This window comes from Agrobacterium sp. CFBP 3001 (assembly GCF_027871605.1).
Taxonomy (GTDB): domain Bacteria; phylum Pseudomonadota; class Alphaproteobacteria; order Rhizobiales; family Rhizobiaceae; genus Agrobacterium; species Agrobacterium leguminum.
Genome location: NZ_JAQAHD010000038.1, coordinates 1 through 22,383 on the forward strand (window position 1 = coordinate 1; position 22,383 = coordinate 22,383).

The 22,383-nt window shown below is 60.2% G+C and carries 23 protein-coding genes; 11 read left to right on the top strand and 12 right to left on the bottom strand.

The genetic code is table 11. From position 1 onward, the window contains the following. Positions 1 to 257: 257 nt before the first annotated feature. The 3 genes from PH605_RS24605 to PH605_RS24615 form a co-directional block, all read right to left on the bottom strand. On the bottom strand, positions 258 to 1,187 hold the full coding sequence (locus PH605_RS24605) for a prephenate/arogenate dehydrogenase family protein (RefSeq protein ID WP_125144921.1): 930 nt from the start codon (positions 1,185 to 1,187) through the stop codon (positions 258 to 260). Further along, on the bottom strand, positions 1,187 to 2,293 hold the full coding sequence (gene hisC / locus PH605_RS24610; protein ID WP_142846597.1) for a histidinol-phosphate transaminase: 1,107 nt from the start codon (positions 2,291 to 2,293) through the stop codon (positions 1,187 to 1,189). Before hisC ends, PH605_RS24605 begins: the two co-directional genes overlap by 1 nt. An 84-nt stretch (positions 2,294 to 2,377) precedes the next feature. Further along, positions 2,378 to 3,139 (bottom strand): class I SAM-dependent methyltransferase, encoded by a 762-nt coding sequence (locus tag PH605_RS24615; protein ID WP_078051970.1) that lies wholly within the window; start codon positions 3,137 to 3,139, stop codon positions 2,378 to 2,380. A gap of 105 nt (positions 3,140 to 3,244) precedes the next feature. Here PH605_RS24615 and gloB point away from each other — a divergent pair, with 105 nt between their 5' ends. Both gloB and PH605_RS24625 read left to right on the top strand, forming a co-directional pair. Continuing rightward, a complete protein-coding gene (gene gloB, locus PH605_RS24620) occupies positions 3,245 to 4,015 on the top strand; it encodes a hydroxyacylglutathione hydrolase (protein ID WP_078051971.1) in 771 nt (256 codons plus the stop codon). Further along, a complete protein-coding gene (locus PH605_RS24625) occupies positions 4,015 to 4,455 on the top strand; it encodes a cupin domain-containing protein (protein WP_161988024.1) in 441 nt (146 codons plus the stop codon). Before gloB ends, PH605_RS24625 begins: the two co-directional genes overlap by 1 nt. 5 nt (positions 4,456 to 4,460) lie before the next feature. Here the strand turns inward: PH605_RS24625 and PH605_RS24630 are convergent, their stop codons facing one another. Then, on the bottom strand, positions 4,461 to 5,234 hold the full coding sequence (locus PH605_RS24630) for a DUF3108 domain-containing protein (protein WP_059755520.1): 774 nt from the start codon (positions 5,232 to 5,234) through the stop codon (positions 4,461 to 4,463). Positions 5,235 to 5,486: 252 nt separating this feature from the next. On the opposite strand from PH605_RS24630, the gene rpmB reads away from it, so the two are divergent. Both rpmB and PH605_RS24640 read left to right on the top strand, forming a co-directional pair. After that, on the top strand, positions 5,487 to 5,777 hold the full coding sequence (gene rpmB / locus PH605_RS24635) for a 50S ribosomal protein L28 (protein ID WP_003509888.1): 291 nt from the start codon (positions 5,487 to 5,489) through the stop codon (positions 5,775 to 5,777). A 162-nt stretch (positions 5,778 to 5,939) separates the two neighbouring features. Further along, positions 5,940 to 6,575: a queuosine precursor transporter gene (locus PH605_RS24640; RefSeq protein ID WP_142846595.1), complete on the top strand. Its 636-nt coding sequence runs from the start codon at positions 5,940 to 5,942 to the stop codon at positions 6,573 to 6,575. Between the two features lie 33 nt (positions 6,576 to 6,608). On the opposite strand, the gene PH605_RS24645 is transcribed toward PH605_RS24640, so the two are convergent. The 4 genes from PH605_RS24645 to PH605_RS24660 form a co-directional block, all read right to left on the bottom strand. Next, the gene (locus PH605_RS24645; protein WP_065656774.1) at positions 6,609 to 7,586 is read right to left on the bottom strand and encodes an esterase-like activity of phytase family protein; all 978 of its coding nucleotides are present in this window, start codon (positions 7,584 to 7,586) and stop codon (positions 6,609 to 6,611) included. A gap of 37 nt (positions 7,587 to 7,623) precedes the next feature. After that, positions 7,624 to 9,528, bottom strand: a complete 1,905-nt coding sequence (gene cobT / locus PH605_RS24650) for a cobaltochelatase subunit CobT (protein ID WP_142846599.1) — start codon at positions 9,526 to 9,528, stop codon at positions 7,624 to 7,626. Between the two features lie 106 nt (positions 9,529 to 9,634). Then, positions 9,635 to 10,624: a cobaltochelatase subunit CobS gene (gene cobS, locus PH605_RS24655; protein ID WP_004445672.1), complete on the bottom strand. Its 990-nt coding sequence runs from the start codon at positions 10,622 to 10,624 to the stop codon at positions 9,635 to 9,637. A gap of 68 nt (positions 10,625 to 10,692) precedes the next feature. Then, complete coding sequence (locus tag PH605_RS24660; RefSeq protein WP_059755848.1) at positions 10,693 to 11,328, bottom strand: J domain-containing protein; 636 nt, start codon at positions 11,326 to 11,328, stop codon at positions 10,693 to 10,695. A 114-nt stretch (positions 11,329 to 11,442) separates the two neighbouring features. Between PH605_RS24660 and PH605_RS24665 the strand changes: the two genes are divergently transcribed. Next, entirely contained in the window at positions 11,443 to 11,724 is a 282-nt protein-coding gene (locus tag PH605_RS24665) for a BolA family protein (protein WP_065656776.1), read from the top strand. Positions 11,725 to 11,948: 224 nt separating this feature from the next. On the opposite strand, the gene aroB is transcribed toward PH605_RS24665, so the two are convergent. Beyond that, positions 11,949 to 13,082 (bottom strand): 3-dehydroquinate synthase, encoded by a 1,134-nt coding sequence (gene aroB, locus PH605_RS24670; protein WP_065656307.1) that lies wholly within the window; start codon positions 13,080 to 13,082, stop codon positions 11,949 to 11,951. 5 nt (positions 13,083 to 13,087) lie between these two features. Beyond that, a complete protein-coding gene (locus tag PH605_RS24675) occupies positions 13,088 to 13,669 on the bottom strand; it encodes a shikimate kinase (RefSeq protein ID WP_035262338.1) in 582 nt (193 codons plus the stop codon). A gap of 188 nt (positions 13,670 to 13,857) precedes the next feature. Here PH605_RS24675 and PH605_RS24680 point away from each other — a divergent pair, with 188 nt between their 5' ends. The 5 genes from PH605_RS24680 to PH605_RS24700 all read left to right on the top strand — a co-directional run bounded on the left by PH605_RS24680 (position 13,858) and on the right by PH605_RS24700 (position 17,759). After that, a complete protein-coding gene (locus PH605_RS24680) occupies positions 13,858 to 14,031 on the top strand; it encodes a hypothetical protein (protein ID WP_035239639.1) in 174 nt (57 codons plus the stop codon). Next, positions 14,028 to 15,020 carry a site-specific tyrosine recombinase XerD gene (locus tag PH605_RS24685; protein ID WP_142846591.1) on the top strand — a complete coding sequence of 331 codons (993 nt, stop codon included), beginning with the start codon at positions 14,028 to 14,030 and terminating at the stop codon, positions 15,018 to 15,020. Before PH605_RS24680 ends, PH605_RS24685 begins: the two co-directional genes overlap by 4 nt. A gap of 62 nt (positions 15,021 to 15,082) precedes the next feature. Next, positions 15,083 to 16,036, top strand: coding sequence for an acetyl-CoA carboxylase carboxyltransferase subunit alpha (locus tag PH605_RS24690; protein WP_078051979.1), 954 nt, complete (start codon positions 15,083 to 15,085; stop codon positions 16,034 to 16,036). 191 nt (positions 16,037 to 16,227) lie between these two features. After that, entirely contained in the window at positions 16,228 to 17,526 is a 1,299-nt protein-coding gene (locus PH605_RS24695) for a L,D-transpeptidase family protein (RefSeq protein ID WP_142846589.1), read from the top strand. Beyond that, positions 17,523 to 17,759 (top strand): sulfurtransferase TusA family protein, encoded by a 237-nt coding sequence (locus tag PH605_RS24700; RefSeq protein ID WP_142846587.1) that lies wholly within the window; start codon positions 17,523 to 17,525, stop codon positions 17,757 to 17,759. The genes PH605_RS24695 and PH605_RS24700 overlap by 4 nt, the downstream gene beginning before the upstream one ends. Before the next feature lie 245 nt (positions 17,760 to 18,004). Here the strand turns inward: PH605_RS24700 and PH605_RS24705 are convergent, their stop codons facing one another. Both PH605_RS24705 and PH605_RS24710 read right to left on the bottom strand, forming a co-directional pair. Further along, entirely contained in the window at positions 18,005 to 19,147 is a 1,143-nt protein-coding gene (locus PH605_RS24705) for a CobW family GTP-binding protein (protein ID WP_142846583.1), read from the bottom strand. Positions 19,148 to 19,337: 190 nt separating this feature from the next. Then, the gene (locus PH605_RS24710) at positions 19,338 to 20,393 is read right to left on the bottom strand and encodes a D-alanyl-D-alanine carboxypeptidase family protein (protein ID WP_161988025.1); all 1,056 of its coding nucleotides are present in this window, start codon (positions 20,391 to 20,393) and stop codon (positions 19,338 to 19,340) included. Positions 20,394 to 20,617: 224 nt separating this feature from the next. Here PH605_RS24710 and PH605_RS24715 point away from each other — a divergent pair, with 224 nt between their 5' ends. Continuing rightward, positions 20,618 to 21,781, top strand: a complete 1,164-nt coding sequence (locus tag PH605_RS24715; RefSeq protein WP_003523272.1) for a M20 aminoacylase family protein — start codon at positions 20,618 to 20,620, stop codon at positions 21,779 to 21,781. Positions 21,782 to 22,383: the final 602 nt, after the last annotated feature.

Genomic DNA, 22,383 nt, shown 5'->3' on the forward strand with positions numbered 1-22,383 from the left:
GCACGGTGTTGCTCCTCTTTCGTGTCCGAGATCGTCGCCAAACGCTCGAATACGAGTAGAATCAACACCGTGCGCCATGTCCACCAAATTTAAACCGGACAGCAGTGGGCTTGTCCCGAGGATCTGCATCCGGTTGTTTGTGTCGATGTGTTTAGATCCTTGGGACAAGCCCAAGGATAACGAAAGCAAAGCTCTGACACTTTGCCAGCGGTCTGATGGCCGGATCAAATCCGGCCATGACTGTCGCCAGCGGCGATTTATTTCTTCTGGTCCAGCGCGTGACGGCCGAAGTCCGGTGCGTCGACATCCTGGCCCGCCTGCACGATGGAGCGGCGGATGGCGCGGGTGCGGGAAAACAGTTCGAACAGCTTGTCGCCCTCTCCCCAGCGGATCGCCCTTTGCAGGGACGCCAAGTCTTCGGAAAACCGCGCCAGCATCTCAAGGATCGCATCCTTGTTATGCAGGCAGACATCGCGCCACATGGTGGGATCGGAGGCGGCGAGACGGGTGAAGTCACGGAAACCGGAGGCGGAATATTTGATGACTTCCGATTCGGTCACCGTCTCCAGATCGTCCGCCGTGCCGACGATATTGTAAGCGATGATATGCGGCAGATGCGACACGATCGCCAAGACCTTGTCGTGATGTTCGGCATCCATCTCATCGACGCGCGAACCAAGCGCCCGCCAGAAATCCTTCAGCCTTTCCAGAGCCTCGGCATCCGTGCCCGGCAGCGGCGTGAAGATGCACCAGCGGTCGCGGAAGAGACCGGCAAAACCGGCATCCGGGCCGGATTTTTCCGTACCCGCCAGCGGATGGCCGGGAATGAAATGCACATTGTCAGGCATATGCGGCGCCATCTGTGCGATGACCGAAGCCTTGGTGGAGCCGACATCGGTAACGATGGCGCCCGGCTTCAGATGCGGCGCGATCTGCTGCGCCACACTTTCTGACGCACCGACCGGCACCGAGACGATGACGAGATCGGCATCCTTTACCGCTTCCGCCGCCGAAACGGTGTAATCCGTGCCAAGCGCCAGTTCTTCCGCCCGTTTCAGCGTGTCTTCGCTGCGGGTGGAAATGGTCACATGGCGGGCAAGCCCCAGCTCCTTGATATCACGGGCAATCGACGAGCCGATCAGGCCGATGCCGATCAGCGCGATGCGTTCGAACATGATCTCAGCCATTACGCCTGCCCCATGAACTCGGTGAGGGCCGCGATGACGCCGAGATTGGCCTCTTCCGAACCGACCGTCATTCTCAGCGCATTCGGGAAACCGTAACCACGTACCGCACGCAGAATGTAACCGCGGCGGCTCAGGAACTCGTCCGCATCCGCCGCGCGCTTGCCGTCCTGATCCGGGAAATGGATGAGGATGAAGTTGGTGACCGAAGGCGTGACGGTGAGGCCGAGGCCGGTAAAGGTCGTGACCAGCTTTTCCATCCATAGCGTGTTGTGCGCCACGGCCTTCTCTACGAAGGCCTGATCGCGGATTGCCGCAGCACCCGCCGCGATAGCCGGCGCGCTCATGTTAAACGGGCCGCGCACGCGGTTCAATGCATCGATGACAGCGGCCGGACCATACATCCAGCCCACGCGCAAGGCAGCGAGGCCATAGACCTTCGAGAAGGTTCGCGTCATCACCACGTTGCGGTTGCCGGAGACCAGCTCGAGACCAGCCTCGTAGTCGTTCTTGCGCACATATTCGGCATAGGCCGCATCCAGCACCAGCACGACATGTTTCGGCAGGCCAGCCTGCAGGCGGCGGATTTCCGCAACGGGAACATAGGTGCCGGTGGGATTGCCCGGATTGGCGACGAAAACCATCTTGGTCCTCAGCGTCACGGCGGCGAGGATCGCATCCACATCCACCGCGCAATCCTTTTCCTTCACCGTCACCGGGGTCGCGCCCGCACCCATGATCTGGATCTTGTAAACGAGGAAACCGTGTTCGGTGATGATCGCCTCATCGCCAGCGCCCAGATAGACGTGGCAAAGCAGGCCGAGAAGCTCGTCCGAACCGTTGCCGCACATGATATTCGCGATGTTGAGACCGTGCACGTCGGCAATCGCCTGACGCAGCGCGATCGCCTGACCGTCCGGATAGATTTCCAGATGGCTGGCAGCCGTGCCGAAAGCCTCTATCGCCTTCGGGCTCGGCCCAAGCGGCGTTTCGTTGGAGGAGAGCTTATAAACCTTCGCGACGCCGTCCACATGTTCCTTGCCCGGAACATAAGCGGCGATATCCAGAATACCCGGACGCGGAACAGGTTGGCTAAGCTCTGCACTCATTTGATCGACCTTTGGAAAAGCGCCGGAGAACCCGGCAAAAGCAATGCCGGAGGCATTAGACCGGAATGGGCGCTTTGTCGAGGGTCAGCGCGGCTTTCCTTGGCCTGCGGCAGTGCGGGTGGTGGGCACCCCCTGCGGGGCCAGCACGGGCACAAAAACGCGACGCGAGGCGCGCTGGGTGACGGGCAATCCCTGATAGAGACGCTTCTGGGCTTCCACCACGATGACACCGGAAAAAAGCGGCCACAGCCGGCGGCCGGTATGTTCAAGATAACGGCGGAATTTCAGTATCGGCCGGCTGGTGGTGGGCGGGAAGAACAGCGCCTCGGCGGTGGCGCCCGGCGTGAAATTGGTTTCGCGCAAAAGCGCCGTCAGCTGTCCGCGCGAATAGGGCCTTCCGGAACCGAAGGGCGTATGCTCCATGCGCGCCCAGACGCCGCGCCGGTTCGGCACCACGATCACCAGACGGCCGCCGGGCGCCAGCACCCGCCACAGTTCCTTCAGGCTTTCACGCGGATTTTCGGCAAATTCCAGCGCATGCACCATCAAGACCCGGTCTATCGACGCATCAGGCAGCGGCAATTCCTCATCGAAAACCAGCGCCGTGGAAGACAGTTCGCCCGCCGGCCAGTTCACCGCCCCCTGCCCCGCCGGCATGAAGGCGAAGGTGCGCTCCGTATCGCGACGAAACCGCTCCAGAAACGGCACGGCATAGCCGAGCCCGACCAGCCGCTCTTCCGGCAAAGGCGGCCATAGCGTCGAAAGCGCCATGGTGATCGCCTGCTCGGCCGAGCGGCCAAGCGGAGAGTGATAGAATTCGCGCAGATCGACGATATCGGTATTCATGGGCGAGAATGTAGCATCAGGCGGTTGGACTTCAAGGCGTCTGCCCTTACATAGAAGGTCAGGCGGGCGATGCGCCGGTTTTGGCCGGCAAATGGAGAGGATAAGATGAAACCTTTGGAAATAGACGTCTTTCTTTGCCGCAGCGACAATTTCGGGGTTCTCCTGCACGATCCCGAAAGCGGCGCGACAGCCACCATAGACGCCCCGGAAGAAGGACCTATCCTGCAGGCGCTCGACGGCCACGGCTGGAAGCTCACCCATATCTTCACCACCCACCACCATCAGGACCATGTGGAAGCCAATCTGGCCCTGAAAGACAAGTTCCGCTGCGAAATTCACGGCCCCTACGACGAGGCGGTTGCGATCCCCGGTCTCGACCGTTCGCAGGCCGATGGCGACGAATTCGAATTCGCCGGCCGCCGCGTACAGGTCATCGGCACGCCCGGCCACACGGCGGGACATATCTGTTATTATCTGCCCGATGACGGGCTGCTGTTTGCCGCCGATACGCTGTTTGCGATGGGTTGCGGCCGCCTGTTCGAACGTCCGGCGGCGGATATGTGGCATTCCTTCCAGAAACTCATGGCGCTGCCGGATGAGACCAAGGTTTATTTCGGCCATGAATATACGCTGACGAACGCCCGTTTTGCCCTCACCGTCGACCCGGAGAATGCTGTGCTGAGTGAGCGCGCGGCCCACGTCGAGAAGGCGCGGCAGGCGAATGAATTCACCATTCCCACCACCATCGGGCTCGAAAAACAGACCAATCCCTATATGCGGGTGGCCGATGCCGGTATTCGAAAATATCTTGGCCTTGAAAGCGCCACCGATGCCGATGTTTTCGCGGAAATCCGCACACGCAAGGACAATTTCTGATGGGAACGGATATATCGGCGCAGGCGATCATTCGCGAACTGGGGCTGGAGCCGCATCCCGAGGGCGGTTTTTACCACCAGACGTTCCGCGATAAGGCGGGCGGTGAGCGCGGCCATTCGACGGCGATCTATTATCTTCTGGAAAAGGGCGACCGCTCGCACTGGCACCGGGTCACCGATGCAGTGGAGGTCTGGCACTATTATGCCGGCGCGCCCATCGCATTGCATCTTTCGCAGGACGGCCGGGAAGTGCAGACCTTCACACTCGGCCCCGCCATTCTTGAAGGCGAGCGCCCGCAGGTCATCGTTCCCGCCAATTGCTGGCAATCGGCCGAAAGCCTCGGGGAGTTCACGCTCGTCGGCTGCACCGTCTCGCCGGGCTTTGCCTTTTCGAGCTTCGTTATGGCAGAGCCCGGCTGGTCGCCGGGTGATGCGCCGTAATTGCCTCAGCCGCCGTATTTCGTGGCGGTGATGTAAACCTGCCCCACCCGGGTCGGAATGATGGCATAGACGGGAGCATAGACATCCATGTTGTTCGACTTCGCGAACCAGATCTCCATGGAGATGGATTTCAGATATTCGATATCCTTGCGCCCCTGCCTGTAACCCGACTTCGGCACATACCGCGCCTTGCAGACGATGGCGTCACCATTAAAACCATTGGTCTTGAACGGCTTGGTGCCACTGGAGCTCAAAACCAGATCGAGTCGCGATTCGCCGTCATAGATCGGCAGGCGAGTCGGGCAGATGCGCCCGCCCGCGGGAATGATGAGGCCGGAGATCGGATCGAGAACCGAGCGCAGGTCGCGGTCCTTCACGTCCACCCAGTTGTCCGGCCGGGCTTTCGGCTCAGGCTTCACCGTCGTCGATGTGACGTTGCCGTTGCGATAGACAACGTCATAGGTGCGCACCCGCTTGCCGTCCTTGTAGACCAGCGAATATTCGTTGGCCTGCAGCCGGTGGCCGCGCTTGGCGCCGGAAACGGTCGTCTTGCCGGAAATATCCTTGAGGATGCTGGCAAGGCCGGCGGCGCTGAAGGAACCGGAGATCGAATAATTCGGTCCATCCATGCGAGTCGAGAAACTTGCCCTGGCAATCGGCAAAATACCGAGATTGATGCTGTATTCGCTTGTGTGGCGCGCTTCGGCGGCGAGCGAGGGGGAGACGCCCGCTAACGCTATTGTCGCGGCCACGAAAATGCTTTTTCCTCTGGCAATCATTTCGATATCACCTTAAAAGAGGCGCGGAAGCGGCCTTATCGGGCGATCATATACGCTGACTTGTGGCAATAAAAAAGCGGATGCCGGTTGAAAACGCCGGAATTTCCTTTCATTTGATCGCGAGCGGCTTGACTGTTAAGTCTCGTCTGACTATAGAACCGCAACTTTCCAATCATGGCCAGTTGGATTGCCACCCCGGTTTTGCCGGTGGCGAGCCAGTGGTGAAACAGACGAAACGAAATAGGTGTACCCATGTCCCGTGTATGCGAATTGACCGGCAAGGGCGTCCAGACGGGCAACAACGTCAGCCACGCCAACAACAAGACCAAGCGCCGGTTCCTTCCGAACCTCTGCCAGGTCACGTTGATCTCCGATGCTCTCGGCCAGCGTTTCCGCCTGCGTGTTTCCGCAGCCGCTCTGCGCTCCGTTGAACACCGTGGCGGCCTCGATGCCTTCCTTCTGAAGTCCGGCGAAAACGAACTGAGCATGCGCGCTCGTCTCCTGCGCCGCCAGATCGCCAAGAAGACGGCCGAAGCTGCTTAATAGCGGTTTCGACATCATCTGAATTCAGAAGGCTTGAATGGCTTTGCCGCTCAAGCCTTTTGTTTGTTCCAGATTTTAGTTGCATCGGGTTTTGCGAAAACCGTTTGAGACGTTTTCCTCCGATGCTTGGCTGCAACTGGTGGCATCACCCAGGATAAAAAAATGCCCTATCTGCGCTATACGCTCATCTATGTTCTGCTGATGACGCTCGTCGTCGTCGCTTCCAATATTCTGGTGCAATACCCGCTTTCCGGCTCGTTGTTCGGCGTCAATCTGGGCGACCTTCTGACCTGGGGCGCCTTCACCTATCCAATCGCCTTCCTCGTCACGGACCTGACCAACCGCCAGTTCGGCCCCTCCATCGCGCGCCGCGTCGTGCTTGCCGGCTTCGTCGTCGGGGTCACGCTGTCCTTCTGGACATCCATTCCGCGCATCGCGGTCGCTTCCGGCACCGCCTATCTGATTGGCCAGCTGCTGGATATTTCCGTTTTCAACCGTCTGCGCCGCCAGCGCTGGTGGCACGCGCCGCTTGCCGGCTCCATGCTGGGTTCGGTGCTGGATACGGCCCTATTCTTCTCCATCGCCTTTGCGGCAAGCTTCTCCTTCGTCGGCCCCAACGATGCCTTCGCCATCGAAAACGCTCCCATTCTCGGTGTCTTCGCCGTGGAAGCGCCCCGTTGGATTTCCTGGGCGCTGGGTGATCTCTCGGTGAAGGTTCTCGTCGGCCTCGTCATGCTCCTGCCCTACGGAGCGCTGATGAACACGCTGAAGCCGATGCCGCCTGCAAAAGTGCTGTGAAAAGCCGATTGGAAGCCCGCGCGATCGGGCTTTTTATTCCACCAGCTTGAATTCCAGCATCAGGTTGCGCTGGAGGAACGAGTGATTGTCATCGGAAACGATGATGAGGCGCGTCGAGCCGTCCGGCCCCTTTACCACATCCATGCCTTCCATATTGTCGATCTGGTAGGCCATGCCGGCTTCCATAAGGATTTCGCCATCCACCACCGCGCCCGGCCGGATATCGGCCCCACGGATGCGGCGGATGCGCATGCCCACGCCTTCGGCGAAATTGAAGCGGCGCTCAAGAAGCAGCAGGTCGCCATTGGGCAGGAACGCCCCGTCCGTCACGTCGAATGACGGATGATGCGTGACGGCGAATGTGCCCTTGCGCGGACCTTCCAATATGGCGGCGAGAAGATTGCCGTCCGTGTCGATACTTTTTTCAGCCACCACGACCAGAGCGCCGGCGAGCGGCGAATCGGCGGGCGATACCGCGAGCGCCTCCAGGCCGCCATTATGGCGCAACTCGTTGCTGGGGATGAGATATGGCAGGCGGTCGAGCGGCTTTGCGGTGGCGAAGCCCGGATCGGGATAGATATCGATCCTGTGGCGCTGCTCGTAACTGACGAAAACCTTGCCGTCGCGCAGCGCCAGCCCTTCCGCATCCATCTCCATCTTGCGCGGCGGTTCGCGCCCGCTCATGTCCAACATGGGGGTGATGCGGACATCGGCAAGCCCCGACAAAGCACCGCGAGCGTCACGCAAGACCCTGCCGGTCAGCCAATGGCCGGTATCGAGCACCGCAACGAAATCCTCCCCATTGGGACGGAAACGGATGGAGGATATCGCCCCGAACAGCTTTTCCGGCGCGCTCATCACCATGCCACCGATAAATTCCAGCTTGCCGAAACGTTTTTCGCTGGTGCCGACCTCGAAAGAGGAGAGCAGGCGCACGCTCACCGGCACATCGATGGTGGAAGCGCCGATGGAAACCGGACACAACGATGCGGCCGCCAGAATGGCGGCCATCGCAAGCGTTTTGCAGGCGGAAGAAGCCCGGCCCAGCTTATCCCGCACGGCGAACCCTGCGGGACGAACCGGAAGCGCCGCTCGTATCCTCGAAGAGCGCCGCAAGCTGCTCGGTCATCGCGCCGGCCAGCTCGTCCGCATCTACGATGGTCACGGCGCGGCGATAATAGCGCGTCACGTCGTGGCCGATACCGATTGCCAGCAGTTCCACCGGCGAGCGCGTTTCGATCTGCTCGATCACGGCGCGCAGGTGCCGCTCCAGATAATTGCCCGGATTGACCGACAGGGTCGAATCGTCCACCGGCGCACCATCCGAGATCATCATCATGATCTTGCGCTGCTCGGGGCGGCCGATCAGGCGGTTATGCGCCCACATCAGCGCTTCGCCGTCGATGTTTTCTTTCAGCAGGCCCTCACGCATCATCAGGCCGAGATTGCGCCGCGAACGCCGCCACGGAGCGTCCGCCGACTTGTAGATGATGTGGCGCAGATCGTTGAGACGGCCCGGCGATGGCGGCTTGCCATTGGCAAGCCACTGTTCGCGCGATTGCCCGCCCTTCCACGCCTTGGTGGTGAAGCCCAGAATTTCCACCTTCACGCCAGAGCGCTCCAGCGTGCGCGCCAGAATATCGGCGCAGGTGGCCGCAACGGTAATGGGACGGCCGCGCATCGAACCGGAATTGTCGATGACGAGCGAAACCACAGTATCGCGGAACTTGGTGTCGCGCTCCTTCTTGAAGGAAAGCGGCTGCATCGGATCGATGATGAGCCTGACAAGACGGGCCGGATCGAGATAGCCCTCTTCCAGATCGAAATCCCAGGAACGGTTCTGCTGCGCCATCAGGCGGCGCTGCAGGCGGTTCGCTAAGCGCCCGACCGCGCCCTGAAGGTGAGCGAGCTGCTTGTCGAGGAAAGCGCGCAGACGGTCAAGCTCGGCCTCGTCGCACAGTTCCTCGGCGTGAATTTCCTCGTCGAATTCCTGGGTGAAGATGCGGTAATCGACCTTCTCGTTGAAATCGTCGAAGGGGCTGTTGGGACGGCGGGTTTCGCCGGGCGTTTCGGAATCCTCGTCGAGATCGTCGGACATTTCCTCGTCCGACATCTCGGCGCCGTCCATCTCGCCTTCTTCCATCTCCTCCTGCGAGGCCTCGTTTTCATCGGCAGGGGTCGCGTCCGAGCCGGCCTCTTCCTCGACCTGTTCTTCTTCGGTCTCGTTGGTGCGCGGCTGGTCCTCGTTGGATTCCGCTTCCTGGCTTTCCGGCTCGTTATCCTCGTCGCCGAAATCTTCCGCCATCTGCATGGAGGTCAGCATCTTGCGCACAAGCCGCGAAAACGCCTTCTGGTCGGTGATGACGTTCGAAAGATCCTTGAGGTCGCCGGCCGCCTTGTCCTCGATGAAATCGCGCCACAGATCGACAACCTTGCCGGCGCTTTCCGGCGGCTTCTCACCCGTCAGCTTCTCGCGCACCAGCAGCGCAACGGCTTCGGCAAGCGGTGCATCATCCTTGTTGTTGATGCCGGCGAAGTTGGCCTTGGCGTATTTTTCCGTGTTCATGGCATGGATGTTGGAGGCCATGCCCGGCATGCGCAGCGCGCCGATGGATTCCACGCGCGCCTGTTCGACAGCATCGAAGATCAGCCGCGCTTCGGCGCCCTGCGGCGACATCACAGCGTGGGTATCGGCATCATGGCAGGCAAGACGCAGCGCCATGGAATCACCGAGGCCACGCGTGATGGCGATTTCCTGCGCGGTCGGCTTCTTGGAAATTTCCGGCAGGCGCATGCGCTCACCGGCAAGACCCGGCCGCTCATTGGCGAAAACGACCTCGACTTCGGCATCGCCGGCGACGGATCGCACGCATCCGGCAATCGCCTGACGCAACGGCTCCGTATCGACCGCCGTACCCGGTTTTGCTCTGGAATTGTCGCCGCGCCCTGCCATTGTCTTTCCTGTCATTTGTCGGCGCCTGCGGCACGCGATCGGAAAATCGCGCGCACACCGGCGTCTTCAAGTCATCGGTGATCTTCCCCGGACAAGCCGGGGACTATCAGGCGCTGAGAACGATGTTCGCAGCGCTTTCCTTCAGCTCGACGCCGAAAGCCCGCTGATATTGCTCAGCCACCAGCGTGCGCTCCAGCTCGTCACACTTGTTGAGGAAGGTTACGCGGAAGGCAAAGGCGAGATCGCCGAAGATTTCCGCATTTTCCGCCCAGGTGATGACGGTACGCGGGCTCATGACCGTGGAAAGATCGCCATTGATGAAAGCCGAACGGGTGAGATCGGCCACGCGTACCATCTTGGAGACGGTTTCACGGCCCTTCGGATTGTCGAAGCTCTTCACCTTGGCGGCGATGATGTTCACTTCCTGCTCATGCGGCAGGTAGTTGAGCGTGGTGACGATGGACCAGCGGTCCATCTGCGCCTGGTTGATCTGCTGCGTGCCGTGGTAAAGGCCGGTCGTATCGCCAAGGCCGATGGTGTTGGCGGTTGCGAAAATGCGGAAAGCCGGGTGAGGACGGATGACGCGGCTCTGGTCGAGCAGGGTCAGGCGGCCGGAGGATTCCAGCACGCGCTGGATGACGAACATCACGTCCGGGCGGCCGGCATCATATTCGTCGAAAACGAGCGCCACATTGTGCTGGTAGGCCCAGGGCAGAATGCCGTCCTTGAATTCGGTAACCTGTTTGCCGTCTTTCAGAACGATGGCGTCCTTGCCGACGAGGTCGATACGGCTGACATGGCTGTCGAGGTTGACGCGCACGCAGGGCCAGTTCAGGCGGGCGGCCACCTGCTCGATATGGGTGGATTTACCCGTGCCGTGGAAACCGGAGACCATGACACGTCGGTTGTGAGCAAAACCGGCAAGGATCGCAAGCGTCGTGTCGCGATCGAAAAGATAGTCGGGATCGAGGTCAGGCACATAGGCGTCGCCCTGGGAATAGGCGGGAACCCGCAGATCCGTATCAATGCCGAAAACCTCCCGCACGGACACCGTCGTGTCGGGCAGGTTGGAAATATCAAGGTCGATTTTGCTCATCACGTCTCCAAGGCGGGCGGCAGCCACCCGGCCACATCATCAATCAGGCGGTAAACACATAAGTTGGCTTAGCAGAAACCTGACTGCTTTAACAATTGATATGCTTGAACAACAGCCCGAAAACGCTCTTCCGAACCACGATCGCCACCATTAGCATCAGGATGGTGCTTTTTGACAAGCTCCTTGTAGCGCCTTTTTATGTCTTCCTGCTTTGCGGTGGAAGAAAGACCGAGCGTATCGAAGGCTTTTGCCTCCAGCGTCTTCAATTTGCGGTCCTGCTGCATGCGGGTGCCGCCTGCCCTTGCGCCGCCCGCAAAACCGCCGGCAAAGCCGAAAGGATCGCGGATACGGGCGTTCCCGCTTGCCGTGCCGGAACGCAGCGTGGAATGCAGCGGGCTGTCGCGCGCCGTCTTGTTGACGCCCACCGTCCAGGTGGGGCGATGGCCGGTGATCGCTTCCTTCTGGTAACGGGCGATCTCGCTGTCGGACAGGCCGGAAAAATAATTATAGCCCTTGTTGTATTCCTTCACATGCTCAAAACAGAACAGGAAGAATTGCCCCTCGGCATTGCGGCCGACGGGTGCCCGGTGAATACCCGGCTTGTCGCATCCGTCCCACTGGCAGGTCGGGGCCTGAACCTCAGGTTCCCTCTCCCTTTTCCGGCGCGTGCGGATGCGATCGAAATATTTCGAATCCAGTTTCATGATGCCCTGATTATGGGGTGCGAAAAGCCGCACAACAAGAATTGACAAAGCGGAATGTTACAGGCTTTTAGGGAGCCCCCTTCAAAGACCGCAAACAGAATTGGAGCCCTTCGAATGTCTCTGCGAGAGCGCATAGAAACCAAGCTTCGGGAAAGCTTTTCTCCGGAGCGCCTGAGGGTCGTCGATGAAAGCCTGATGCATGCCGGCCACCAGCCGGATATGACCGGCACGGGCGAGACGCATATGCGTGTTCAGATAGTGTCGGAAAGCTTTTCCGGCAAGTCTCGCGTCGAGCGCCACCGGGCGATCAACGCGCTTTTGAAGCCGGAACTCGATGCCGGCCTGCATGCACTGGCGATTGAGGCGGCGGCGCCGGGGGAAGCGGTGCGGTTTTAAACCTCGAGCAAGCCCCCTCATCCGGCCCTGCGGGCCACCTTCTCCCCGGCGGGGAGAAGAAACCGGGCGGCAGCACCGTGCTCAAAGCTCTGACCTCAATCTAAGCTGAACCAACGCTGTCTCGTATGGCATTGCCATCATGGCTTGTTCTTCTCCCCGCCGGGGAGAAGTGCCGGAGCGAAGCGAGGCGATGAGGGGGCGCCCTCACCGTATCGCTCAACACCTCACCCCGGATGTTTTTCCGACAGGAAGGACTGCACCTCGGACGCCGCAACATCATCGGCCACGAAGGACTGGCCGATGCCGTGGGTGAGGATGAAGGTCAGCTTGCCGCCCTTGACCTTCTTGTCCTGCGCAATTGCCGTCATCAGCGTTTCCACCGGCGGCAACTCGCCGGGAATATCCTTCATCGTCGTCGGCAGGCCGACGGCCTTCAGATGCGCCTCGACGCGGGCGGCATCGTCCGGGCTTGCGAGGTTGAGGCGGGCGGAGAACTGGTGCGCCAGCACCATGCCGATGGCGACGCCTTCGCCATGCACCAGCCGCTTGCTGTCGTAATTGGTCGCCGCCTCCAGCGCATGGCCGAATGTATGGCCGAGGTTCAGAAGGGCGCGCACGCCGTTTTCTTTCTCGTCGGCCACCACCACGTCGGCTTTCGCCTGGCAGCTCGTCGCAATCGCCTGAATGCGGGCGGGGCCGCCGGTGCGGATTTCATCCCAGTTCTTTTCCAGCCAGAAGAAGAAATCCGGCTTGTCGATCAGCCCGTACTTCACCACTTCGGCATAACCGGCGCGGAATTCCCGCGGGCTCAGCGTATCGAGCACGGCCGTATCCGCCAGCACCAGATCGGGCTGGTGGAACACGCCCACGAGGTTCTTGCCATGGCGGCTGTTGATGCCCGTCTTCCCGCCGACAGAGGAATCGACCTGCGCCAGAAGCGAGGTCGGTATCTGCACGAAGCGCACGCCCCGGCGCACGATGCCAGCTGCGAAACCGGCGAGATCGCCAATCACGCCGCCGCCGAGCGCGATCACCGCATCGTTACGCTCCACCCTTGCTGCCAGAACCGCATCGCAGACGGTGACCAGATGCTCGAAGCTCTTGGTCTTTTCGCCGGCCGGCAGGGTCAGCGAGACGGCCTCGATGCCATCCGTCTGCAGCCCGTCCATCAGGCCTTCGAGGTAGAGCGGCGCGACATGTTCATCGGTGATGATGGCCGCGCGCCGGCCCTTCATCCGCGCCGAAATTTCGCCGCCCGCCCGGCCGATGAGGCCCGGTCCGATCAGAATGTCATAGGCGCGCTCGCCGAGCGGCACATGCACGAGACGTTCATCGGCGTGGATTTCGGAAGGCGTCATGGGGATCAGTCTTTCTGTTCGATGCCGGCTATGGCGGCCAGCACTTCTGTCACGATGATTTCCTTGCGGACATCGCGGGATTCGATGGTCAGATCCGCTTCCGCATAGATCGGATAGCGCTTCTCCATCAGGGCCGCCAGCGTGGCTTTGGGGTTTTCGGTCTTGAGAAGCGGGCGGTGGTCGCGCTTGTTGACCCTCTCCCACAACACCTCGAGATCGGCCTTCAGCCACAATGAAATGCCGCCGCGCGTGATGTGCCGGCGGGTATTGTCGTTGATGAAGGCGCCGCCGCCGGTGGAGATGACCTTGGGGCCGCCGCGAAGCAGCCGCTTGATGACCCGCGTTTCCAGCGCCCGGAATTCTTCCTCGCCATAGGTGGCGAAAAGTTCCGATATCGTCATGCGCGAAACGCGCTCGATTTCGACATCCGTATCGATGAACGGCACCCTGAGCTGCTGGGCGACCATGCGGCCCACTGCCGACTTTCCAGCCCCCATCAGCCCGACGAAGACGATGTTGCGCCGTCCGAGCTTTGCCCGCGCTTGCTCCCCGAGTGTGGCCGGGACGGATAAATTCGTTTCATTCATAGATTTGAAAGCCCGTTTGGCATGGATATCTGCAAATGTTTACGAAGCGTCAAGCCAAATTGCTGACTGAATTGCGGTGAATCACAATCATCGCCGCATGCGGCATGGAGCGGAGCGGGCATTTTGATCTTGTCGCCGCTTTCGCCGCACCGCATATACGTTTCGACCGCCACCTGCACGGAGCCGCCATGCCCACCCTCTTCCGCTTCACGATGATACTGGCGACCATCGCGGGGCTGATCTATGGCGGCATGGTGCTGCTCGTCATGGTCGTCAAACCGCGCGACCGCGAAGTGACGGTACGCATCCCTTCCGAGCGGCTGAACCCGCCGTCTACCGAACCGGCAAGGCGCACCCCATGAGCGGACCGGCAGGAGGGCGCGACGGCGCGCGGCTGGAAAGTTTTCTGGAAATGATGAGCGCCGAACGCGGGGCTGCCCCCAACACGCTCTCTTCCTATGAGCGCGACCTTGCTGACCTGCGCGAATTTCTCGGCCGTCGCGGCCAGACCCTGACGGAAGCGCAGACGCCTGACCTTTCCGCCTATCTGACCCATCTTTCCGCACAGGGTTTTGCCGCAACCTCACAGGCGCGACGTCTTTCCACCATGCGGCAATTCTATCGTTTTCTCTATTCGGAAGGACTGCGCGGCGACGACCCGACCGGCATCATCGATGCGCCGAGAAAAGGTCTCGCCTTACCGAAAACGATGAGCGTCGCCGATGTGAACCGGCTTCTTAGCCTTGCCGCGCAGGAAGCCGCCACATCCGGTCCCGGCCAGATGGCGCGCATCCGCATGCATCTGCTGCTCGAACTGCTTTATGCCACCGGCATGCGTGTCAGTGAGCTTGTCTCGCTGCCGGTCAAGGTGCTGCGTCAGGAAGGCCGCTTCCTGATGATACGCGGCAAGGGCAACAAGGACCGCATGGTTCTTCTTTCCCGCGCCGCCATCGAGGCGATGGAAAAATACGAGGCTGCCAGAAAGGCGCTCGCATCGGAGAAAAGCAAGGTGGCCGCTTCGCAGAAAAAACCGGAGACGCTGGAAAGCCCGTGGCTGTTTCCTTCCAACGGCAAGGAAGGCCACCTGCCCCGCCAGGTCTTTGCCCGCGACCTCAAGGACATCGCCATCCGTGCGGGCCTGGCCCCGTCTGCGATATCGCCGCATGTGCTGCGCCATGCCTTTGCCAGCCACCTTCTGCAGAACGGCGCGGATTTACGCGCGGTGCAGGAACTGCTCGGCCATTCCGACATTTCCACGACACAAATCTATACACATGTGCTGGAAGAACGCTTGCAAGAGCTGGTACAAACACATCACCCCCTTGCCAAACAGGGCAAAAACCTTGATTAGAGCGACCGGAACCGCCGGATAATCCGGTCAAACCTTGCGCAAAACGATCGGAAACGGATCTCATGCACAATTATCTCGACTTCGAAAAACCTATCTCGGACCTTGAGGGCAAGATCATCGAGCTGAAGAAGCTTGCCGATGAAGACGAGAGCATAGACACCTCGGAGGAGATCAACCGTCTGGAATCGCGCGTCAACGACGCGATGCAGGACATCTATTCCAAGCTCAACGCCTGGCAGAAAACGCAGGTCGCGCGCCATCCGCAGCGTCCGCATTTCGTCGATTACGCCAAGGCGCTGTTCACCGATTTCACGCCGCTGGCCGGCGACCGCAAATTTGCCGAAGACGCCGCCATTCAGGCCGGCCTCGGCCGCTTCAACGGTCAGCCCGTCGCCATCATCGGCCAGGAAAAGGGCAACGACACCAAAAGCCGCCTGAAGCATAATTTCGGCAGCCCGCGCCCGGAAGGTTACCGCAAGGCAATCCGCGTGCTGGAACTGGCCGACCGTTTCTCGCTGCCGGTGATCACCCTCATCGATACCGCAGGCGCCTATCCCGGCGTCGGCGCGGAAGAACGCGGCCAGGCCGAAGCCATCGCCCGCTCGACGGAAATGTGCCTCAACGTGAAGGTGCCGATCGTCTCCGTCGTCATCGGCGAAGGCGGCTCGGGCGGCGCAATCGCCATCGCCACCGGCAACCGCGTCTACATGCTCGAACACGCCATCTACTCGGTGATCTCGCCGGAAGGCGCCGCTTCCATCCTCTGGCGCGATTCGACCCGCGCCAAGGAAGCCGCGACCAACATGAAGATCACCTCGGAAGATCTGAAATCGCTCGGCGTCATCGACGGAATCATTCCGGAGCCGATCGGCGGCGCACACCGTGCTCCGGAAACCGTGATCGGTGCGACCGGCGATGTCATCGCCAAGGCGCTGACCGATCTCTCCCAGCGTTCCGGCACACAGCTGCGCGCTGAACGCCGCCAGAAGTTCCTGGATATCGGCCGGAATCTCTAACGCCGGCCTTATTTTCCTTGAATATCGCCCCAACTCGGCCATAGTCCGGTCACATCAAAAGATGTATCGGCGGCCGCGGGGCGGATCCGATTTGAGTTAAGAAGATGTAAACGGTTAATACCGTATTTAAAGTACACACGGGACGGTGTAGAACTGCCGCTGCTTCGTGCCATCGTCTTTCGGATCAGATCATGCGTTTGACACATTTTGCACTTCTTGCCTGCACCGCGCTCGTTCTTGCCGGCTGTAACGATACGCTCGAAACCGTTGAACGCGACGTCTCCCACGTCAAGAACAAGGTCGATTACCCGCTGTCTCCGGCCATTCTGGCCGAGATCGACAAAAGAGGCATGGACCGCACCTCGCCGATCATGATCCGCATCTTCAAGGAAGAAGGTGCCTTGGAAATCTGGAAAGCCAGGCGCGACAACCGTTTCGAGAAGATTGCCAGCTACGAGATTTGCGCATGGTCCGGCAAACTCGGCCCGAAGGTGAAGGAAGGCGACCGGCAGGCGCCGGAAGGTTTCTACAACCTGACGCCCGCGCATCTCAATCCGAACTCGAAATATTATCTCGCCATCAATACCGGTTTCCCGAACCGTTACGATGCCGCCAATGGCCGCAACGGCACCAATCTGATGATCCATGGCGCCTGCTCGTCCTCCGGCTGTTATTCGATGACGGATGCGCAGATTCTTGAAATTTACGGTTTTGCCCGTGACGCCTTCAAAGGCGGCCAGAAGACCGTGCAGCTGCAGGCCTTCCCGTTCCGCATGACGGCGGAAAACATGGCCCGCCATCGCCAGAGCGAACATCTCGAATTCTGGAAGATGCTTAAGGTCGGTTACGACAATTTCGAAGTGACCAAGCGCCCGCCGGAAGTGAATGTCTGCGAGAAGAAATATGTCTTCAACCAGCAGACGGAAGGCGGCAGCTTCAACGCGTCTGCCCAATGCCCGGCCATGAGCAGACCGCCGGCGCTCGTCAGCGCGCTTTCGAGCTACGAGAAGACCTACGATCTCGCCTATGAAAAGGCGATGAAGAAATATGACGGTATGGCCTGGTACGACCCGAGCGAAGCCGAGCGCAAGGCGCTGGTCGCCGAAAAGCGCAAGGGCCGCGAGCCTGCCTATGCCCCGACAGGCTCGGCGCTGAAGGCCGGCAAGCTGATGAAGGAAACGGAATATGCCGCGCTGATGGAGAAAAAGGCGCAGCAGGTGACCACCTCCTCTCCGGCCACGACCGCAACCGCTTCTTCCCTGCGCGGCCCACGGCCTTCGGCTGTCCAGCCCGCCACGGCACCGCAATCGAACCCGGCCCCTGCTGCACCGACGATGGTTGCCTCGGCTACCCCCGCAGCAACCGGCCAGACCGGAGCTGCCACCCAGAACATCCCGGTTCCGGCCATGAACCCGCTTGCCTATTCAGCAGCACCCGCACCCGAAGCGCCGGAAAAGAAGCCATTCTGGAAGTTCTGGGCCAAGGAATGAGCGACACGGCCGAGATCGTTTATGATTTGAGGGGGCTTAAATGCCCCCTTCCGGTTTTGAGAAGCCGCAAGAAACTCGCAACCCTGAAGGCGGGAGATGTTCTGACCGTTGAGACGACCGATCCGCTGGCGGTGATCGATATTACGCATATGTGCAATGAGGATGGGCATAGGCTGGTGGAAACCACTGCGCTGGATAAGGGGCATCGGTTTCGCATTGTGAAGGGGTCGTAGTATACGACGTTTCAACGTCCTCAGCCGTGGTTACCCCCCTCTGTCCTGCCGGACATCTCCCCCTCAAGGGGTGAGATCGACAAGCGGCTTGCTCCGAACATCTTTATCGATGCAGCAGCCCGAAGTGCAGAGCTTGTGAGAAAACGAGCGGTCGCCGCAACTGATCTCCCCCCTTGAGGGGGAGATGTCCGGCAGGACAGAGGGGGGTGAACCACACCCACCGACCTGGACCATCACGACACGCCCTAAAACCGCAACCCCGAAACCGCCAGCGGATTATCTGTCATCGCCTGCCTGTCTGGCCGGTCGATGCCCGGTGCGCTTGTGAAGGCCGCGAACAGGTCCTGCACGAAAGCCTCCGGCAAATCCTTCGTAATCAGCACCATGCGGGTTCGCTGATCAGCCGGGTCCGGCCACGCCGCGAGGCGCTCCGGCGTGTGGAAAATAGTCTGCACCCCATGTAACACCAGCGGCCGGGCCGGATTATCCGACAGCTTGACGATGGCCTTCATGCGCAGGAGCTTTTCACCATGTGCCGAGCGCAGCAGATCCACGAACATGTCGATCGCCATCGGGCTGACCGGCTGATCGTGAATGATCGAGAAGGAACGGATAGACGCATCGTGCCGATTCACATCGTGATGATGATGGTGGTCGTCGTGATCGCCATGATGGTGGTGATGGTCGTGACCGTGATCATGATCGTGGTGATCGTGTACCGCCTCTTCGCCCAGCCAGCGGCCGACATCGGCATTCTTGCTGCCGGCATCGTAAAGGCCGTTGTCGAGAAGCCCCGCAGCGCTCCACTCGTTTTTGTCGCCATCCTCGATGGTCGCGCGCGGATTGAGCGCTTGTAGACGGGCTGTGAGCGCGGAAATCGTGGCGGCATCGGCAAGCGCGCGCTTGGTCATCACCAGACGGTCAGCCACGGCGGCCTGTTTCACCGCCTCCTGATGATTGTCGAGCGTGGAAAGGCCGTTGACGGCATCCACCACCGTAATCATGCCGTTCAGCACGAAATTCTGCGCGATGACCGGGTTGCCCATGACCGACTGCATGACGGGGGCGGGATCGGCAAGGCCCGTGGTCTCGATCACCACCCGTTTTACCGGCTTCAGCTTGCCTGTCTGGATGCCGTCCATCAGTTCCGCCAGCGTATCCACCAACTCGCCGCGCACCGTGCAGCACAGGCAGCCCTCCGCCAGCTCAATGATGCCCTCACCAGCACTTTCGACCAGCATGTGATCGATGCTGACATCCCCGAATTCATTGATGATGATCGCCGCATCGCTCATCGCCGGATCCTTGAGAAGCCGGTTGAGCAATGTCGATTTTCCGGCGCCGAGAAATCCGGTGATGATGGAAACCGGGATGCGATCGCGAGACATGATTTGCCTGTGTGTTGATGGCCGCTCCGGCAGGTCACTGGACGACACGAAACCCGGAGCCGCTTGCAGCTAAAAGAAATCGCCCGCGCCTGGAAGCTGCGAGCGACACTGTAATATCATAACATCATCGACCTGCGAATACACAAACCGCATTGCGACCGCGAGGCTCGGCCTCGGCATTCATCGATCATCAAAATGTCGGGCGTGGGATCGGGATCGGCACGTTGGCGAGTTCGCCCTTGCCAGCTCCCTTGGTGGCATTCACCGCCACCGTCTCGCTGCCCGGAATGAGACCGGCGAAGGAATATTCCGGCGGGCGGGTCATTTCCTGCACATAGGGCGAATGGATGACCATGCGGCCAGCCTCATCGCGGCTTTCGCTGCGCACCTTGGCAGCCTTCGGGTTGCAGATTTCGGCGCTGATATCGTTCACATCGCCAGTATCGCCATAGGGCGCCAGCGCGGCGAGCGAAACGCCTTGGCCCGAAGGCGCCGTCAGCCCCATCTGCAACAGATCGGCCGATTGATCGGTGCGTCCGGCAAGGCTGTCCGCGCCCAGCACAACCGTGATGACCGAGCGGCCATTACGCACGGCCGACGACACCTGGTTGAAGCCGGAGGCACAGATGAAGCCGGTCTTCATGCCATCCGCGCCATCGAAACGGCCGACCAGCATGTTGAAATTGGCGTAGTTCTTCTTGCCGGTGCTGACGCCTTCCAGCGAGAAATAATGGGCATATTCCGGAAACTCGCGCTTGATGATCAGCGCCAGCAGCGCCAGATCCCGGGCGGTCGTATATTGTCCCTTGCCGGGCAGGCCATTGGCGTTGATGTAACGGGTGGAACTCATGCCCAGCCGCTGCGCCTGCGCATTCATCTGCGCCACGAAATTATCGCTGGTGCCGCCGATGGTCTCGGCAATCGCCACGGCGATGTCATTGGCGGATTTGATGAGCAGCAGCTTCAAGGCGCTGTCCATCGTCAGCTTCTGGCCGGGCTTGAAATACATTTTCGAGGCCGGCTGATCGGCGGCCTTCTTGCTCATCACCACTTCCGTCTGCGGGCTGATCTTGCCGGCCTTCATCTGCGAAAAGGCGATATAGGCGGTCATCAGCTTGGTGAGCGAAGCGGGATACCACTTGCGGAAGGCTTCCTGATGGGAAATCACCTTGCCGGTTTTGACATCGACCACCATTTTCGGATTGGCATTTGCCACGGGTGCTGCGGCAACGAGGCCTGCGGTCATGATGGCAACGGCTGCGGAAAGCCGTCTGGCGGCGTTTGGCGATTTAAAAGTCTGTGGCAAGGCTTGTCCTCGAATTCCCGTCTTCGGTCGGGGAATGGCAATATTCACCATATATGTCCTAGCAATGGCAAAGTACATTGATTACGTCAATTATGCGGCGCACTATCCACCACGGAGGATAGGATTTTACGACACGCCGCACCGATGAACCCAGGAATGAACGAATGCCGATTTTGAACAGAGCCGCCGAACTCCAGCAGGAAGTCAGCGAATGGCGGCGTCACCTGCATGAAAATCCCGAGATTTTATATGATGTCGACAACACCGCGGCCTTCGTTGCGGAGAAGCTGAAATCTTTCGGCGTTGACGAAATCGTGACCGGTCTCGGCCGCACGGGTGTGGTCGGCATCATCAGGGGCAATCTTCCGGGCAATCGCACCATCGGCTTTCGTGCGGATATGGACGCTCTCCCAATTTTTGAGGAAACCGGCAAGCCCTGGGCCTCGAAAACCGCGGGCGCCATGCATGCCTGCGGCCATGACGGACACACGGCCATGCTGCTTGGCGCGGCCAAATATCTCACCGAGACCCGCAATTTTGCGGGCTCCATCGCCGTCATCTTCCAGCCGGCGGAAGAAGGCGGCGCCGGCGCTCTCGCCATGGTCGAGGACGGCCTGATGGAGCGTTTCGGCATTAACGAGGTCTACGGCATGCACAACATGCCGGGCATTCCGCTCGGCGCCTTCGCCATCCGCAAGGGCGGCATCATGGCGGCACCGGACAAGTTCTCCATCACCGTCAAGGGCCGTGGCGGCCACGCGGCACAGCCGCACCGCACCGTCGATCCGATCACCATCGGCGCGCAGATCGTCGGCAACCTGCAGATGATCGCCTCACGCAATGCCGACCCCATCCGCTCGGTAGTCGTCTCCGTCACCCGCTTTCAGGCCGGTTCCAGCCACAACATCATCCCCAACGAGGCATTGATCGCCGGCACGGTGCGCAGCCTCGATGAAACTGTGCGCGATCTGGCGCAGGATCGCATCAAGCAAATGGCGGAAGGTATTGCCCTTGCCAACGGCGCGGAAGCGGAAGTCGTCTATGAGCGTTATTGCCCGGTGACCTTCAACCACGCCGCCGAGACCGACCACGCCATCCGTGTGGCCCGCGATGTGGCGGGCGAACCGAATGTCGACCCCGATGTCGATCCTTCCATGGCGGGAGAGGATTTCTCCTTCATGCTGAAGGAAAGACCAGGCTGCTTCATCTTCATCGGCAACGGCGATTCGGCCGGGCTTCACAATCCGGGCTATGATTTCAACGACGAGGCCATCGCTTACGGCATTTCCTACTGGGTGAAACTGGCCGAACAGCGCCTGACGAGCTGATTGCGGGCCAACGCGAAGAAAGCCGAGGAAGAGATCGACCGCGATGAAGAACGCGGTTGATCCGCAGGCATCGTCAGGTTAAAGAGCAATTCAGTGTCCACGTAGCTCAGCAGGATAGAGCACAGGATTCCTAAGACAAATTGGGGGTTGCGCCCGGAAACGACGCAATCGATCTGCTCAAAGTCGGGGAAAGCTTCGCTGGTCTTCCAGCATGCCAATCCCGAGCCAAGCTCCGGAGAAATCCGGTGAAGGTGTAGAGACTGGATGGGCAGCACCTAAAGGCCGCAAGGCCCATGGTGAAGGGACAGTCCAGACCACGAACGTCTTGCCGGCAAATGGCGGGACGGCGGCGAAAGCCGAAGCGGTATGAATCCTGGGGTCGGAGGTTCGAATCCTCTCGTGGACGCCAATTTCCTGCAAAACCCAGCAAAAACAATGTTATAGTTTGAGTGATTGCGCTCCGTAGGTTTGTCGCTATTTCACTTGGTCGGGTGATCTGAACCCTTCAAACTGGACCGTTTTTGGTTAGAGTTTTCCGGTGCATTTTCCTGGCTGGGAAAGGAACGGAAGACGATGAAAGCATCACAGTTTTCGGACGCACA